Origin of the sequence: Heyndrickxia sp. FSL K6-6286 (assembly GCF_038630395.1) — a bacterium.
GTDB classification, from domain to species: Bacteria; Bacillota; Bacilli; order Bacillales; family Bacillaceae_C; genus Heyndrickxia; species Heyndrickxia oleronia.
This window is the reverse complement of sequence record NZ_CP152029.1, coordinates 4,297,942-4,313,534: the sequence shown is the minus strand read 5'-3', so window position 1 is coordinate 4,313,534 and position 15,593 is coordinate 4,297,942. Positions and strand designations below refer to the sequence as shown.

The 15,593-nt window shown below is 36.2% G+C and carries 16 protein-coding genes; 14 read left to right on the top strand and 2 right to left on the bottom strand.

What is annotated here, in order from left to right:
- The first annotated feature begins 54 nt into the window (after window positions 1–54).
- Genes MHI39_RS21805 through MHI39_RS21755 form a run of 11 tightly spaced genes read left to right on the top strand, consistent with a single transcriptional unit; the run spans window position 55 to window position 9,649 of the window.
- On the top strand, window positions 55–1,104 hold the full coding sequence (locus tag MHI39_RS21805) for an iron ABC transporter permease (protein ID WP_058006186.1): 1,050 nt from the start codon (window positions 55–57) through the stop codon (window positions 1,102–1,104).
- Window positions 1,105–1,107: 3 nt separating this feature from the next.
- Complete coding sequence (locus tag MHI39_RS21800) at window positions 1,108–2,574, top strand: adenosylcobinamide amidohydrolase (protein ID WP_058006185.1); 1,467 nt, start codon at window positions 1,108–1,110, stop codon at window positions 2,572–2,574.
- Window positions 2,571–3,536 (top strand): adenosylcobinamide-phosphate synthase CbiB, encoded by a 966-nt coding sequence (cbiB, locus tag MHI39_RS21795; RefSeq protein WP_342540215.1) that lies wholly within the window; start codon window positions 2,571–2,573, stop codon window positions 3,534–3,536. Before MHI39_RS21800 ends, cbiB begins: the two co-directional genes overlap by 4 nt.
- Window positions 3,511–4,587, top strand: a complete 1,077-nt coding sequence (gene cobD, locus MHI39_RS21790; protein WP_342540214.1) for a threonine-phosphate decarboxylase CobD — start codon at window positions 3,511–3,513, stop codon at window positions 4,585–4,587. Before cbiB ends, cobD begins: the two co-directional genes overlap by 26 nt.
- Window positions 4,569–5,153: a bifunctional adenosylcobinamide kinase/adenosylcobinamide-phosphate guanylyltransferase gene (locus MHI39_RS21785; protein WP_058006182.1), complete on the top strand. Its 585-nt coding sequence runs from the start codon at window positions 4,569–4,571 to the stop codon at window positions 5,151–5,153. Before cobD ends, MHI39_RS21785 begins: the two co-directional genes overlap by 19 nt.
- Window positions 5,154–5,161: 8 nt before the next feature.
- Window positions 5,162–6,649 (top strand): cobyric acid synthase, encoded by a 1,488-nt coding sequence (locus tag MHI39_RS21780; RefSeq protein ID WP_342541477.1) that lies wholly within the window; start codon window positions 5,162–5,164, stop codon window positions 6,647–6,649.
- Entirely contained in the window at window positions 6,646–7,470 is an 825-nt protein-coding gene (gene cobS / locus MHI39_RS21775) for an adenosylcobinamide-GDP ribazoletransferase (protein WP_235849702.1), read from the top strand. Before MHI39_RS21780 ends, cobS begins: the two co-directional genes overlap by 4 nt.
- Window positions 7,428–8,051 carry a histidine phosphatase family protein gene (locus tag MHI39_RS21770; RefSeq protein WP_058006181.1) on the top strand — a complete coding sequence of 208 codons (624 nt, stop codon included), beginning with the start codon at window positions 7,428–7,430 and terminating at the stop codon, window positions 8,049–8,051. Before cobS ends, MHI39_RS21770 begins: the two co-directional genes overlap by 43 nt.
- On the top strand, window positions 8,003–8,446 hold the full coding sequence (locus MHI39_RS21765; protein ID WP_058006180.1) for a bifunctional adenosylcobinamide kinase/adenosylcobinamide-phosphate guanylyltransferase: 444 nt from the start codon (window positions 8,003–8,005) through the stop codon (window positions 8,444–8,446). The genes MHI39_RS21770 and MHI39_RS21765 overlap by 49 nt, the downstream gene beginning before the upstream one ends.
- Window positions 8,447–8,460: 14 nt before the next feature.
- Entirely contained in the window at window positions 8,461–8,946 is a 486-nt protein-coding gene (locus MHI39_RS21760) for an ECF transporter S component (RefSeq protein WP_058006179.1), read from the top strand.
- Between the two features lies 1 nt (window position 8,947).
- Entirely contained in the window at window positions 8,948–9,649 is a 702-nt protein-coding gene (locus tag MHI39_RS21755) for a hypothetical protein (RefSeq protein WP_058006178.1), read from the top strand.
- Window positions 9,650–9,662: 13 nt separating this feature from the next.
- Here the strand turns inward: MHI39_RS21755 and MHI39_RS21750 are convergent, their stop codons facing one another.
- Window positions 9,663–11,057: a protoporphyrinogen oxidase gene (locus MHI39_RS21750; protein WP_342540213.1), complete on the bottom strand. Its 1,395-nt coding sequence runs from the start codon at window positions 11,055–11,057 to the stop codon at window positions 9,663–9,665.
- Window positions 11,058–11,317: 260 nt separating this feature from the next.
- On the opposite strand from MHI39_RS21750, the gene gdhA reads away from it, so the two are divergent.
- Window positions 11,318–12,703 carry an NADP-specific glutamate dehydrogenase gene (gdhA, locus tag MHI39_RS21745; protein WP_278891889.1) on the top strand — a complete coding sequence of 462 codons (1,386 nt, stop codon included), beginning with the start codon at window positions 11,318–11,320 and terminating at the stop codon, window positions 12,701–12,703.
- Window positions 12,704–12,894: 191 nt separating this feature from the next.
- Here the strand turns inward: gdhA and MHI39_RS21740 are convergent, their stop codons facing one another.
- Window positions 12,895–13,338: a MerR family transcriptional regulator gene (locus MHI39_RS21740; RefSeq protein ID WP_058006176.1), complete on the bottom strand. Its 444-nt coding sequence runs from the start codon at window positions 13,336–13,338 to the stop codon at window positions 12,895–12,897.
- Window positions 13,339–13,729: 391 nt separating this feature from the next.
- On the opposite strand from MHI39_RS21740, the gene MHI39_RS21735 reads away from it, so the two are divergent.
- Window positions 13,730–14,920: an MFS transporter gene (locus tag MHI39_RS21735; RefSeq protein ID WP_058006175.1), complete on the top strand. Its 1,191-nt coding sequence runs from the start codon at window positions 13,730–13,732 to the stop codon at window positions 14,918–14,920.
- A gap of 37 nt (window positions 14,921–14,957) precedes the next feature.
- On the top strand, window positions 14,958–15,377 hold the full coding sequence (locus MHI39_RS21730; RefSeq protein WP_058006174.1) for a universal stress protein: 420 nt from the start codon (window positions 14,958–14,960) through the stop codon (window positions 15,375–15,377).
- The last annotated feature ends 216 nt before the right edge of the window (window positions 15,378–15,593 follow it).

Genomic DNA, 15,593 nt, shown 5'->3' with positions numbered 1-15,593 from the left:
AGACAGTCCTTTTTCAAATGTACTAAAAGGAGTTGAAAGAGACTGCAGAAGCCAATTACTATTCGGTATCTACGGAAGAATAATTATTTTCCTTATCTATTTGGAGTGGTTTTTTTAAGTTTTTCTATTTTAATAGGCATTTCCATTGGTTCAGTAACGGTGCCAATGAAGGATATCATCCAAATCATCGGAGCGGCTATTTTCCACTTTCCATTAAGTGATAAAATAGATGCGATGAATACGAATATTGTTTTAGATATTCGACTGCCTCGTGTAATATTGGCTGGGCTAGTTGGTGCTTCATTATCGATTGCAGGTGCGGCATTTCAAGGGTTGCTTCGAAATCCTTTAGCAGACCCATATACTTTAGGGGTGTCGTCTGGAGCCTCTGTTGGAGCAGTTGCAACATTATTCTTTCATTTATCTATACCATTCATCGGAATACTTACATTGCCATTAATGAGCATAATTGGTTCATTTATTACGATATTTAGTGTTTTATTTTTTGCAAAAAAAATTGAGAGATCAATGAAAGTAGAAACAATTATATTAACTGGCATTATATTTAGTTCATTTTTTAGTTCGTTTATTTCCCTAATCATTGCTTTAACAGGCGATGAGTTAAGACAAATCATTGGTTGGCTACTTGGAAGTGTATCTATGCGAGGGTGGAGTTATGTATATATTATTATTCCATTCTTTCTCATAGGTTCAATATTATTATTAATGAATGTGAAAGAGCTTAATGCGATGTCATTAGGTGAAGAACGTGCCCAACATCTGGGGGTAAATGTTGAAAAGCGAAAGCTTCTTATTCTAATTGCTGGATCAATATTAACTGGTGCTGCCGTTTCAGTTTCAGGTGCGATTGGTTTTGTTGGATTAGTGATTCCTCATTTAATACGGATTATTCGTGGACCTAATCATAAAGGATTACTACCATTATCGCTACTCTTTGGAGCAGGGTTTTTAATTATAGCAGACTTAGTGTCACGAACGATTATTCAGCCATCAGAACTTCCAATTGGTGTGATTACCGCATTAATTGGTGCTCCTGTCTTTGCATGGATTTTAATGAATAGTAAACGAAGAAGAAGAGGGTAGAGTATGTTAACGATACGAAATGTAGCCGGAGGATATAATGGGCATAAAATAGTTAAGGACCTTAGTTTTCAGGTACATGAAGGTGAATTTTTTGGAATCCTAGGTCCGAATGGCAGTGGAAAAACAACGTTACTAAAAATGATTAGCGGGATATTACCTTTGATAGAAGGCTCGATACACTTAAAAGATCAGCTGCTTTCGACGTATCCTCCTAAAGAATTGGCAACCATAATCGCTGTTCTTCCTCAGCTCACAGGTGAATCCTTTTCTTATACTGTAGAAGAAGTTGTTGTTCTCGGACGTTACGCGCATCAAAAAGGTTTGTTTCAATCAATGAGTTCAGAAGATGAGAGAATCATTGAAGAGGCGATGGCTCAGACTGGCATTCTTTCATTTCGTCATAAATCTTTGATGGAGCTATCGGGTGGGGAGCAGCAGCGGGTTTTTCTTGCTCAAGCACTTGCCCAGCAGCCAAAAGTTTTATTATTAGATGAACCAACGAACCATCTCGATTTAACCTATCAAAAGGAATTACTCGATTTGATTAAAAAGATGACGAAACAAAATAGGTTGACTGTCATTTCTGTTTTTCACGATATAAATTTGACAGCGCTATACTGTGATCGCTTGCTTCTTCTTGATCAAGGTGAATTAGATCGAATGGGTTTACCTAATGAAGTCATTAAGGAAGAAATGATTCAACGCGTATATTCTACAAAGGTAAATAAACATTATCATCCATCTATACCAAAACCACAAATTGCCTTAATACCAGAAAGTATACCAGAGAATGCTTTAATGATTTTAAATGAAAATTATTTAAGACAGGAAGGGGAATTTCTCGTCTATGAATCTCCTATTCCATTAAAAACAATGTCTTCAGCTGTCATAAATCCTGGAGTTGGCTGGTTCCAATCCTTTGTTAATCGTCACGTTGATAAGAATTATAATTGTGAGAATCATTATGAGGAAATGTCCCAATATCTAGTAGAAAAAGGGTTTCTTCTAGAGTCTACAGTAGGCATGATGACAGCCGTAAAAATGGAGGATGCTATTTGGAAATTTGTCGAGGGAACGGGCTTCTCATTATTCATCGTTGTTACAGCAGGAGTGGGGAATGCGGTAGATGTCTCTAGAGGAACCGATCATTCATCTAATTACATACCAGGTACCATTAACATATGGATATTTATAAATGGAGATTTGTCAGAGGAAGCTTATATTCAAGCGATTGCAACAGCGACTGAAGCGAAGGTAAAGAGTTTGCATGATATGAAAATAATGGACCCTTTAACAGGAACGATTGCAACGGGCACCTCTACAGATAGTATCCTTATCGCAGCAACTCAAAACGGTGAAAAACTGCAATACGCAGGTTCAATAGCACCTTTAGGTCAGTTAATTGGTACATATGTTTATCAATGTACGAAAAAAGCCATTGAAAAATCTATCGAAAGGAAAAGCAAATGATTTTACATCATCTCTGTGCACTAACCATCGCAATTATCATTGATTGGTTTATTGGAGATCCACCGAAATGGCCACACCCAGTAAAATGGATGGGTTCATTGATTTCCTTTTTCACTAAGCATTTAAATAAGGGAAATCATCGTAAGGGTAGAGGAGTCTTCATGCTTAGTTTAATTGTGTTATTAACAGGTTTAATTGCACTAACTATTACGATTCTATTACATCAATGGCATACATTAGCGGGAGTAATTGGTGAAGCGTTAATGATTGCCACTACCATTGCCCAAAAAGGATTGAAAGATGCTGGATTAGAAGTGTATGAGCCATTAATGAATAAGGATTTACCATTAGCAAGAACTAAATTGTCCTATATTGTAGGAAGAGATACGGAGCAGTTGGATGAATCAGAGATTGTAAGGGGAACGGTCGAAACAATTGCAGAAAATACAAGTGATGGGATAACTGCTCCATTATTTTGGGCACTAATAGGTGGTGCTCCATTAGCTATGATTTATCGAGCAATAAATACCTGTGATTCAATGGTTGGCTATCGGAATCAAAAATACGAACAATTTGGTTGGGCATCAGCCCGTTTAGATGATTGGGTCAATTGGATTCCTAGCCGGTTAACAGGATGTATAATTCTCCTTTTTTGTAAACCTGTGTATTTGAATCTAAAACCAGCTTGGAAACTATTTTTGACAGATGCTAAAAAACATCCGAGTCCTAATAGTGGCTGGTGTGAAGCAGCTGTTGCCGTTATTTTAGGCATTCAGTTAGGAGGCGTGAATTATTATAAAGGGATTGTATCGGATCGTGCACGGATGGGACAGCCATTTGAAGCGTTAAAGGCAGTACATATAAAAAAGACGATAGTGATTATGAGTAGTGCCGTACTTCTCTTTACACTATTTTTATGGATAGGAGGGATTACTATTGACATTGCCACCTCATGGTTCTAACCCAAAATATGTTTATCAGGCAACAAAGCTCCCAACTCCACAACAACTAATAGATTTTAGTGTGAATGTAAATCCATTTGGTTCTCCCCCTATTTTAAGAGAAAAGTGGCATGAATGGTTTCCTCTATTGGAAGATTATCCTGATCCACATGCCTCCATTTTGAAGCGAGAAATTTCAATAAAAGAAGGGATCGGAGAAGAGTATATTTTAATTGGAAATGGTGGTGCTGAGATCATTGCTTTGGTGGCTCAGCTTTTTCAAGGGAAAAGAATCTTAATTATTCAACCTGCTTTTAGTGAGTATGAACAAGCTTGTCTTGCACAGAAATGTATAGTTGAACATCATGTTTTAGAAGAAGGCATTTGGAAACTAAAAATGGAGGAACTATTGCCGAAAGTTAAATATTATGATGCGATCTTTTTATGTACGCCAAATAATCCAACAGGTGTTGTATATGATCGGCAATCGATCATTGAACTAGTGGAAGAGGGATATCGCTCGCAATGCTCGATTATTATTGATGAAGCATTCTATGATTTTACTGTTGATAGTGAAACGTATATTTCTTTAGTAAAGCAATATCCTAATTTGATTGTATTACGTTCATTGACTAAGATGTTTGCGATAGCTGGTCTAAGATTGGGCTTCGGCGTAGCCCAACCTCAGGTTATTCAACAACTTGCAGCTTTAAAACCGCATTGGAGTGTGAATGCGATTGCAATAAAGGCAGGGCTTGAATGTATATCTCAAGAATCATATATTCGTCATACGAAGCAATTAATTCATGTGGAACGCAATAGATTAAAAGACTTTTATAAAGAGAATGGATTCTGTATGTCCGAATCGGCTGTGAACTTTTATCTCGTAAAAGATCCAACAATAACAGAGGCAGCACCATTATACGAGTATTTGTTAAAAAAGGGACTTGTACCAAGACATACGATGAATTTCCCTGGACTAGATGGACGTTGGTTAAGATTTGCGATCAGAAAGCAAAACGAAAATAACCAGCTAATGGAGGCACTTTCGGAATGGAAGAATCAAAACTAATTTTTATAAGTGGAGGAGTTCGAAGTGGAAAGAGCAGCTTTGCTGAGAGTATAGCAATAAATCATGCAAAAATGATTAATGGCAATCTACATTATTTGGCTTGTGGCAAGGCAACAGATCCCGAAATGCTCGATCGAATTGCCCATCATAAGGAAACCCGAAATTCTAGTGAGCTTCCTTGGACGAATTGGGAGTGTCCAACAAATATAGGGAAGTTAAGCCCGAATTTTAAGCAAGGCGACGTTATCTTATTAGATTGTTTAACGACTCTATTGAATAATGAATTATTCATAGATGAAAGGGCCTGGGAAAAGGAAAGTTACCAAGAACAGATTTATCACGCTATTCTTGAAGATATTAAAAACATAAGAGATCAATGTAGTATATTGATCATTGTTTCAAATGAAGTGTTCAATGAGGTGTTACCAAAAAGTGAGATTGTTTTTGCGTATGAAAGACTATTGGGATATTTACATCAAAGCATAACCAAGCAATCGTCTTCTGCATATTTAATTGAATCTGGGCTTCCTCATGTCATGAAGGGAGAGGTGAATGAACTGTGTTAAAGGGTTTGATGATTGTTGGTACGGCATCTGATGTTGGAAAAAGTTTACTTGTTACTGCCTTGTGCCGGCTATTTACTCATGAGGGTTGGCGTGTGGCACCATTTAAATCCCAGAATATGTCCAATAATTCCTATGTAACAAAGGATGGAAAGGAAATTGGACGTGCCCAAGGAATTCAAGCAGAAGCTTCAAAGACTGAGGCAACCGTCTTCATGAATCCGATTCTCTTAAAGCCAAAGTCGGACCAGCAATCTGAGGTTATCCTTTTCGGAAAGAGTGAGCAAGTACTATCTGGCAAAGGTTATCGACAATCTTTCTATGAAAAAGGAATCGAAGCAATAGAAAAATCCTTAGAAAAATTATCTACTGATTTTGATTTAGTTATCATGGAGGGGGCAGGTAGTCCTGTTGAGATTAACCTGAAGGATCGGGAGCTCGTGAACATGAAGGTAGCTGAAATGGCTGATGTACCAGTTATACTTGTTGCTGACATTGATCGTGGTGGCGTATTTGCGAGTATTATTGGGACGATTGAGCTATTAACTGGGAATGAACGAAATCGAGTAAAAGGGATAATCATAAATAAATTTCGTGGAGACATTAATTTATTTTATGATGGGAAAGTATGGATTGAAGAAAGAACCGGTATCCCAGTTTTGGGAATTATTCCTTATATCCCTCAGCACATGATTGAAGGGGAAGATTCTCTGTCACTACAAGATCGATTTGCTTCCGTAGGACATGGTGCGATTGATATTGCTGTCATTAAACTCCCTTATATTTCAAACTATACAGATATGGAACCTTTTTTGTATGAGGAGGATGTAACCATTCGCTGGGTTGAAAATATAAACCAGCTAGGTCAACCTGATGCGATCATCATCCCTGGTACGAAAAGTACAATATCTGATTTGCAGTTTCTTAAGAAAAACGGTCTTTATGAATCAATCCGTGTGCAGTTGGAACAAGATAAGTATGTGGTTGGTATTTGTGGAGGATATCAAATGATGGGAGAATACTTAATTGATGAAGCAGGAACAGACACTGGTACTGTAAATTATACGGAAAAAGGTTTTGGAATCATTCCGGCTTCCACTAAATTTCACGCTGAAAAACGGACAACTCAGGTAAAAGGAAAAAGTCATCAAAATACAAGATTACCAGTTGAGCTTACGTTTGAAGGATATGAAATACATTTAGGACAAACATCCATACATGATCATCCATTTCTTATCTTAGACGATGGTCGTCTCGATGGATATTACCATCTTGATGGTAAAATTATTGGTACGTATATGCATTCATTATTTCATAATGATGAATGGCGAACCTACTGGTTAAATCGCATTCGTGAAGAAAAAGGGCTCCCTGTAAGATCTGTTATTCCACTCCGCCAATTAAAGGATCAAAAATATGATCAACTAGCTACTCATGTGAAAAATTATCTTGATTGGGAGAGGGTAAAAGAGATGGTTAATAAGTGGGGACAAGCATGATAAATAAAATGAAAAAGATTATTGATTGGTGTGGACCTATAAAGGGAATGTTGATAAATCTTCAGTTTTTTACAATCGTTCCAATACCCTATGAACTCCCTATGGATAAAAAGCATATGACCTATGCGGTTAAATTTTTTCCACTATTAGGTTTATTACAAGGTGCCATATTTGTCGGGGCTTTATATTTGTTGACCAACTATACACCATTTTCGACATTAGCTACTGCATTTATCCTTTGGCTGCTAACCATTATTGTTACAGGTGGCTTACATATTGATGGTTGGATGGATGCAAGTGATGCTTTTTTTTCATATCAACAAATTGATAAGCGCTTAGAAATTATGAAGGACCCTCGAACTGGCGCATTTGGTGTTATATCGGTGATTATCTTATTAAGTGGACGTTTTCTTTTTATATATGAAATTATCGATATGTTATCTACTAGTAGTTTTATTTTTATTTTAACATTGCCATTTTTAAGCAAAAGCTTGATGGGGTATCTTCTATTAAATGTTCCAGCAGCAAAACAAGAGGGGTTAGGTCATTTTTTTCAAAAATCTGTTCCCAAAAATGCACTATTTATTTATCCATTTTACATATTGCTATATTTAGTGTTTGTTATACTTTTCTATCATCAAGTAATAGAATTTGTGCTTATATTGATTTTGATCACTTTGCTCGCTGGCTTTTTCTTTAAGCGGAAAATTATTAAATGGTTTAGTGGGATTACTGGGGATGTTTTAGGAGCAAGCGTTGAAGGGGTGGAATGGATCTTATGGATGAGCATCTGGTTGTTACATTACTTCGCCACGGTTTGACAAAGCAAAATGAAAAGCATCAATATTTGGGCTGGACCGATGCTTCTTTAAGTGAAAAGGGAATACAACAGGTAGGCAGCTATCAGCTTTTGTCGAAGGCTGACTTATATTTTAGTAGTGATTTGAAGAGATGTGTCGAAACAGCGGGAATTTTATTTCCCGATAAAGAAATCTTAACCTGTTCACTTTTTCGAGAAATGAATTTTGGAGATTGGGAAGAAAGAACGTATGAAGAGTTGAAAAATAATGATGTATACCAAAATTGGTTGCAGCAACCTTTCACCATATGTCCACCAAATGGTGAATGTTTTCATCAATTTACTGCTAGAGTGGATAAAGGGTGGAAGCAGCTTCTCTTGCAACTTTTTCAAAAAGGGAAAACGAAAGCGATCCTTATTACCCATGGGGGAGTCATTCGCTATTTGTTAAGTCGCTTTTCACCAAAGGAAACAAATTTTTGGGATTGGAGAGTTCCACATGAAACAGCGTTTGAATTGTGCTGGACGAAACAAAAAGGGAGGGGAGAGAGCCGATGCACTTTATTACGGGAGGTTATTTTAACGGAAAAGCAAAATGGGTGAGGGATCATTTTGGACTGAAGGAACGAAGTGATTATCTGTGGCTTTCTGCTTATCAATCAAATAAATTAGAACTGCCGTTTCAAAATAAAGAAAAACAATTGCTTATTATTGAAGGGGTAGAGCAATACATAAAAAAATGGATTGATTTAGATATTGATATACAAATAATTAGAGCCCAAGCAAAAGATCTCGTAGAAAAAGCGGTAAACTGGGAGCAGGCTGATGAAAATAATGAATTGATCTTGATTGGAACAGATATTTCAAAGGGGATTGTTCCAATTGAAAAAAAGGATCGACAGTGGAGAGATATTACGGGATGGGTGTATCAGGATATTGTTGCAACTTCTGATTCAGTTTATATGGTTTGGTATGGTATTTCAAAACGAATAAAATAAATGTAGGGGGAAATATGACTAGTAAAAAAATCGTTTGGTTTGCCTTAGGTTTTGCATTCACTGTCATTGGGTCATTAATAAAAATCCCTGCAATTGTTGGAAGTGTAGGATTAGATGCATTTCCATCCTTAGTGATTGCGAGTTTGTTTAGTGTAGGAATGGGAGGAATTGTTGCAGGAGTTGGTCATCTTCTTTCTGCCTTGTTAACAGGATTTCCATTAGGTCCGTTCCATCTATTAATAGCGTTTGAAATGACTTTTTGTGTTCTCATCTATGGATATTTATATCAAACAGGAAAGAAAAAGTTAGCTGCAGTTATGTTTTGGATTGGGAATGCACTCATTAGTCCTATTCCATTTATATTTTTATTAAATTGGTCATTTTTTATAGCTATGATTCCATCGCTAATGATTGGTGCAGCAATAAATATTGTTGTAGCCCTTCTCTTTGTACGAGTATTTCAAGAAAGATTATCTAGAGTGATTAAAAGAGGGGATTAAGATGAGAGATGTGCTGATTGTACCATTTAATGATACGGAAAATATCGTTATATCAACTGATAATAGTGGAGCCATTGGGTTAAAAGCTGAGGATGTAGTGAAAGTACCTTATGAAACGGTAGCTTATTTTTCATTTCGAGTTGCAGTAATGGAATGTATGGCAGCAGGTGCTATCCCTTTCAGTGTTGTGATTCATAATTTCTGTCAAGAGGAATCATGGGAAGCGATGAAATTGGGAATTGAGAAGGGAATAGAAGAACTCGGTTTGGATGAAATATCAATGATCGGAAGCACGGAAAGTAATTTTCAATTAACTCAATCTGCGTTAGGAGTAACTATTTTAGGGAAAATGAATAAGTCAGAAATGAAGGAAGTACCTATTCAGCCTACAACAAAATTTGCTTTAATTGGTATGCCATTAGTAGGCAGTGAGGTCATTGAACAGAAAGACCAAGTAGCACCACTTTCTTTATTTAAATGGATGTGTAGTCAAGAGGAAGTTACACATATTTTACCCGTTGGATCAAAAGGAGTCTTATATAAGTTAAAAAAATTAAATTCGTCTTTAGATAGAATTTCAAAAGAAAGTACGATCGATCTTTTAAAATCCTCTGGTCCTGCTACATGCTTCTTGATTGCCTATCAACGAAAAAGCGAAAATAAATTAATAAAAAAAGCAGGCACTCTTTTCCACCACTTATGAGTGCCCGCCTTCTTTATGCATTTAATTGATTAAAAATAATTTCAGCGGTTTGTTTTCCATTCGAAATGCAGTCCGCAATACCTACACCGTAGTAGGAGCAGCCAGCAATTAGAATATTAGGGAATAAGTCATTTAGTTTTTTGTTTAGTGATTCGATCGTTGAACGATGGGTAAGATGGTATTTGGGCATGTTTTTCGTCCACTTTGTTACCTCTGAGCATACTGGTTCCCCTGTTATCCCCAAGCTTTTTTCCACATCTTTTAAAGCCACTTGCAGCAGTTCATCTTTTCCTAAGCTGTTTAAATAGGTAAACGTATCCGGATTCGTGTTCTTATAAAAAAGTCTCAATAAAAGCCGATGGTTCTTTGAAGTATGTGTCCACTTTCTACTTGTCCACGTACAAGCATTACAAGTTAGCTCACTATTTTCTGGAACGATAAAGCCAGTTCCATCTGCAGGAAGCTTTTCATCTGGGATATCAAAACCAATATATACACTAATCAGTGAAGAGTTTACTAGCTTATTGAAATCGGTATCTAAGTTGTCATTCTGTAGGAGCGATTGTGCCACAGTATGAGGGGTGCTTAGAATAATTTGATCCGCTTCAATCCTTTCATCATTTTCAAGCGAAATCATATATCGACTATTATCACGTTCAATCTTAGTTGCTCGTATCCCTTTTAATATATTCACATTCGTTAATTGCTCTTCCATCCGTTTTATTAATGTGGAGAGACCATTTCTAAATGAAACGAATTTTTTGTTATCAGCGGATTGGAATTTCTCTTTATTCTCTGAAAGACCTTGAATAATACTGCCATATTGATTTTTATATTCTAAAAGATAGGGAAGTGTAGTAGCTAAGGTAAGTTCATTTAGTTTGCCTGAATATACCCCGGAAAGTACAGGAGCAATTTGATTATTGACAATTTCTTTACCAAGAAAGTTTTCTAGAAATGAACCAATAGAGCTATCTTTGGTAAAGGTAGTATTTGGTGTTGTAAAATCCTTTAAAGCCTCATTTTTGGCTTCTTCAGATATTAATTCACTATTAAATAAAGCTTCTTTGCTCATAGGAATTCCGAAAATAGTATCATCAGGAATCGGCTTTAGCTGATTGTGATGATAAATATAAGATTTTCCAGTAGCATTATGAACAATTTCGTCATCTAATTCGAGCTCATCTAATAAAGCAGCAACACCAGATTTACGTGCTACAATGGAGTCAGCTCCTGTTTCCATAATAAATTCATTATTATCTATTGATTTGATTTTTCCACCTAATTCATGATCTGCTTCAATTAAAATTAATTTTACTTCTTTATCTGAGGTAGTTAATTGTTGATTTAAATAATACATGGTTGAAAGTCCTGTAATACCTCCACCAATGACTACGATCGTTTTCAAATTGTTCACCCCTATATGTTAAGACAATTTCTGTAATCTATTTATTATTATAAATCATTATTGAATTTGTGAATATGTAAACAATGTGACAGCTTTCATGTAGGATTTCCCACAATTATCAATATCATAAGTATAAAGTGTGAAAAGGATTGTTAATTGTTCTCATTTCGGCATGATTTCTATCTCTTTTTAATATTGGTTTAATAATTGTAAATAGTGGAAAATTGAACTATCAATGTAAACGCAAAGGAGCTGACAGTATGAAAATGCGTGAATTAGAGAAGCAAACAGAGCTGGAACGGACAGCGATTGAATATATGGACGAAGTTTACGAAAGTATACAAGAAAGAAATCCTTTCGAAGTAGAGTTTCTACAAGCAGTCAAGGAGATATTTGATTCTCTCTTGCCTGTGTTTATAAAAAATCCACAATACATGGAAAATGGAATATTGGAGAGAATTGTGGAACCAGAAAGATTATTGATCTTTCGTGTGCCTTGGGTGGACGATACTGGTAAAGTAAGGGTAAATCGTGGATTCCGCGTACAGTTCAATAGTAGTATTGGCCCTTATAAAGGTGGACTCCGATTCCATCCTACCGTGAATGCAAGTATTATTAAATTTTTAGGATTTGAACAAATTTTTAAAAATGCTTTAACTGGCCTACCAATCGGTGGTGGCAAGGGAGGCGCAGATTTTGACCCGAAAGGAAAATCTGATCAGGAAATTATGAGGTTTTGTCAAAGTTTTATGACAGAACTATATAAATATATTGGGCCAGACAAAGATGTTCCAGCCGGCGATATAGGTGTTGGTGCCCGTGAGATTGGTTATTTATTTGGTCAATATAAAAGACTTGAAGGAGATTTTCATGCTGGAGTCCTAACCGGAAAAGGACTCGGATACGGTGGAAGCTTGGCAAGGAAGGAAGCCACAGGTTATGGGACCGTGTACTTTGTCGAGGAAATGCTTAAGGCAAATGGGATGTCGTTTAGTGGAAGTACAGTAGTTGTATCAGGTTCAGGAAATGTTTCTATTTATGCGATGGAGAAAGCAACACAATTAGGTGCTAAAGTTGTCGCATGCAGTGATTCGGATGGATATATTTATGATCCATTTGGAATTAATCTTTCAACTGTTAAACGTTTGAAGGAAGTTGAGAGAAAACGAATCGAAGAATATGTAAATGAGCATCCACATGCACAATATTCACCAGATTGTTCAAGCATTTGGTCTATTCCTTGTGATATTGCTTTGCCATGTGCTACACAAAATGAAATTAATGCAGATTCAGCCCTTCTTTTGATTGAAAACGGAGTAAAGGCAGTCGGTGAAGGGGCCAATATGCCATCCACATTAGATGCAATTGAACTTTTTCATAAGCATCATGTACTATTTGGTCCAGGAAAAGCAGTAAATGCAGGTGGTGTAGCCGTTTCTGCTCTTGAAATGGCGCAAAATAGTATGAGGTTGTCTTGGAGTTTTGAAGAGGTTGATGTGAAGTTGCAAGAAATTATGAAAAATATCTATCAAAAAAGTATGAAGTGTGCAGAAGAATATGGTCAACCGAATAATCTCGTTGTCGGTGCTAATATTGCCGGATTTTTAACGGTTGCAGATGCAATGATCGCACAAGGAGTGATTTAATTGTAAAATAGGAGGCTACACAATTTTGTGGCCTTTCCTTCCTTCATTAAGAAATATAAATTGTCGTCCACATTCTGTCTTTAGACCCTCGCTCTCAACCATGTCGGTAATCAAACTTTGGTGTTTGTTTTCCAGTCATCATTATTGAACCTAAAAAAGAAGCATCATGTGCCCTGATGCTTCATTGTTCATTAATTCTTTTCTGACTCTTCCTTTTCAAACCTGATTAAAGCAGCTTTTGCACGATCCCTAAGTGAAACTAAATCAGCTTCTACCTTCAAAATTTTTTTCTTTTTTTGCTCGATAAGATTTAATTGTTCAACTACGGTTTGATAAACCTTCTCTAATTTTTCCTTCTGTTTATTGGTTCCCTTAAACTGTCGATAATCCATGCGTTGAACTTCTAATTCGTCATTCAGTTTAATGAATTCCTGTAATTCTTGTAAGGAAAAGCCCATCACTTCCTTTGCATTGGTGATTTTCTTCAAAAATTCCACATGTTCTTGAGAATACAGTCTAAAGCCACCGTCGCTTCTCGGAGGGGAGGGAAGGATTCCAAGTTGTTCATAGTAGCGTATTGTACGTTTTGTGAGCCCACTTTGTTTAGCCACATCATCTATTTTTAATTCATCCATTGATACTCTCCTATGAAAAATATTTTTATATAAAATAATCATGTTGATTAATAATAGGTATATGCATTTAAAAAAAATCCATCGTATATTTTATAGGTCGCTAGTTAAATGCGAAAGAGCTTATAAAAAATATACTTAATATCATTATACATCATGATTTCTCTTTATCCCTAAATCCCTGCATGTTAAAAATATCATATTCATCATCATTTTTACAAAGTTGACGTTGACGTAAACGTTATAAAGTTATATACTGAGTTAGGAAGATTAATAGGAATTTTATTCTTTATTTTGTGTGAAAATATGTATTGGTTGCTTAAAAGATTTTCCGACCATTACTGTTTTCATTTTTTATTTTCATTTTAAAAATTATATAAAGGAGTTTTGAGGTATGTCAGAAGAAGCGCTGAAAGCTCATAATCAGTCGGCGAAACAGCCACTTGTCATATGGGTAATCTTTTTTGCAACGATTATTTCTTTCATGGGATTAGGTTTAGTTGATCCGATATTACCTGCCATTGCAGAAAAGCTTCATGCTACCCCTAGTCAGGTATCATTGTTATTTACTAGTTATAATTTGATTACTGGTATTGCGATGTTAATTACTGGAGTAGTTTCTAGTAGAATTGGTATTAAGTGGACATTATTAATAGGAATTTTATTTATTATTATTTTCTCCGCTCTTGCAGGCTCATCCAATGGAATATGGGGTGTTGTAGGCTTCCGTGGTGGTTGGGGTCTTGGAAATGCATTATTTATTGCTACGGCCCTATCTGCTATTGTTGGATTATCAGTCGGTGGAACGGCAAAAGCAATTATCCTTTATGAAGCGGCAATTGGACTGGGGATCTCAGTTGGTCCATTGCTTGGTGGTGAATTAGGATCCATTTCTTGGCGTGGTCCATTTTATGGTGTAAGTGTACTTATGATTATTGCCTTTTTAGCATTATTATTAAAAATGCCTAAAGTAGCTAAATCAAAAACAAAAAGTTCTGTCTTGGATCCAATTAAAGCGTTAAAATTTCCAGGATTATTTAGACTTGGATTAACAGCATTCCTTTACAATATTGGATTTTTTACATTGATGGCATACGCACCATTTGTTATGGGATTAGATGAACATGGTTTAGGCTATGTTTTCCTTGGTTGGGGACTTTGTTTAGCATTTACTTCCGTGTTTGTTGCTCCGAAAATTCAAGCAAAATTTGGAACCATCAAATCTATGTGTACGATGCTAACGCTCTTTGCATTAACACTTTTAGCTATGGGAATATGGACAGATTCAAGCACGGCAATTATTGTAGCCGTAATAATAGCTGGATTATTCCTTGGTACGAATAACACATTGATTACAACAGCCGTAATGGAGGTAGCTCCGGTTGAACGTTCAATTGCATCTGCTGCATATAGCTTTGTTCGTTTTCTAGGCGGTGGTGTTGGACCGTGGTTAGCAAACAAGCTTGCTGAAACCTATACTCCACACATTCCTTTTATTACTGGTGCTATCTTTGTCTTGTTAGCAATGCTAGTCGTAGCTACTGGACGTAAACACCTTGCACATGTCGACAAAGTGACTCATTAAGAAGTATGGTGATAGATGATTGAAGGGAAGCGATCATATGTATAAAAAAATATTAGTAGCAATGGATGGCTCTACGCCTTCTGTAAATGCTTTACAACATTCTGCAGAATTAGCGAAAGCACTAGGATCTGAAAAGGTAACTATTTTGCATATTAATAAAGATTTACCATTGCAGGAACCTCTTTATAACATTAATTTGTCTGAGTTAATGGATGAAGAAAATCGTGAAATTTTAACTCCAGCTGTTCAATTCCTGACAGATGCTAATATTCCTTTTGAAACACATACTTTTCATGGCGACCCAGCAAACCTGATTACATCCTATGCGAAGGAGCATAAGTATGATGTGATTGTAATGGGGAACAAAGGAAAAGGGTTTATTCAAGAAGCGTTGCTAGGGAGCGTAAGCCATAAGGTAGCTCATTCGGCTCCTTGCCCGGTTATTATAGTAAAGTAAATCAAATATGATGTAGGTGGTTTATAAGTTATATTTCTTATAAACCACTTTTTTTTTTGCCATTTTTCTGTTCATGAAAAATAAAGTTGGTGCATTTACAAAAAAGTCATTTAAAAAGATGGTGTGGAATTTTTTTTATCCCTTCTTTATTTGTTTCTTTGTATAGTAAGAGAAAGAAGATTTCTATATTCAAATATGAAGAAAAGGAGAGGTGTT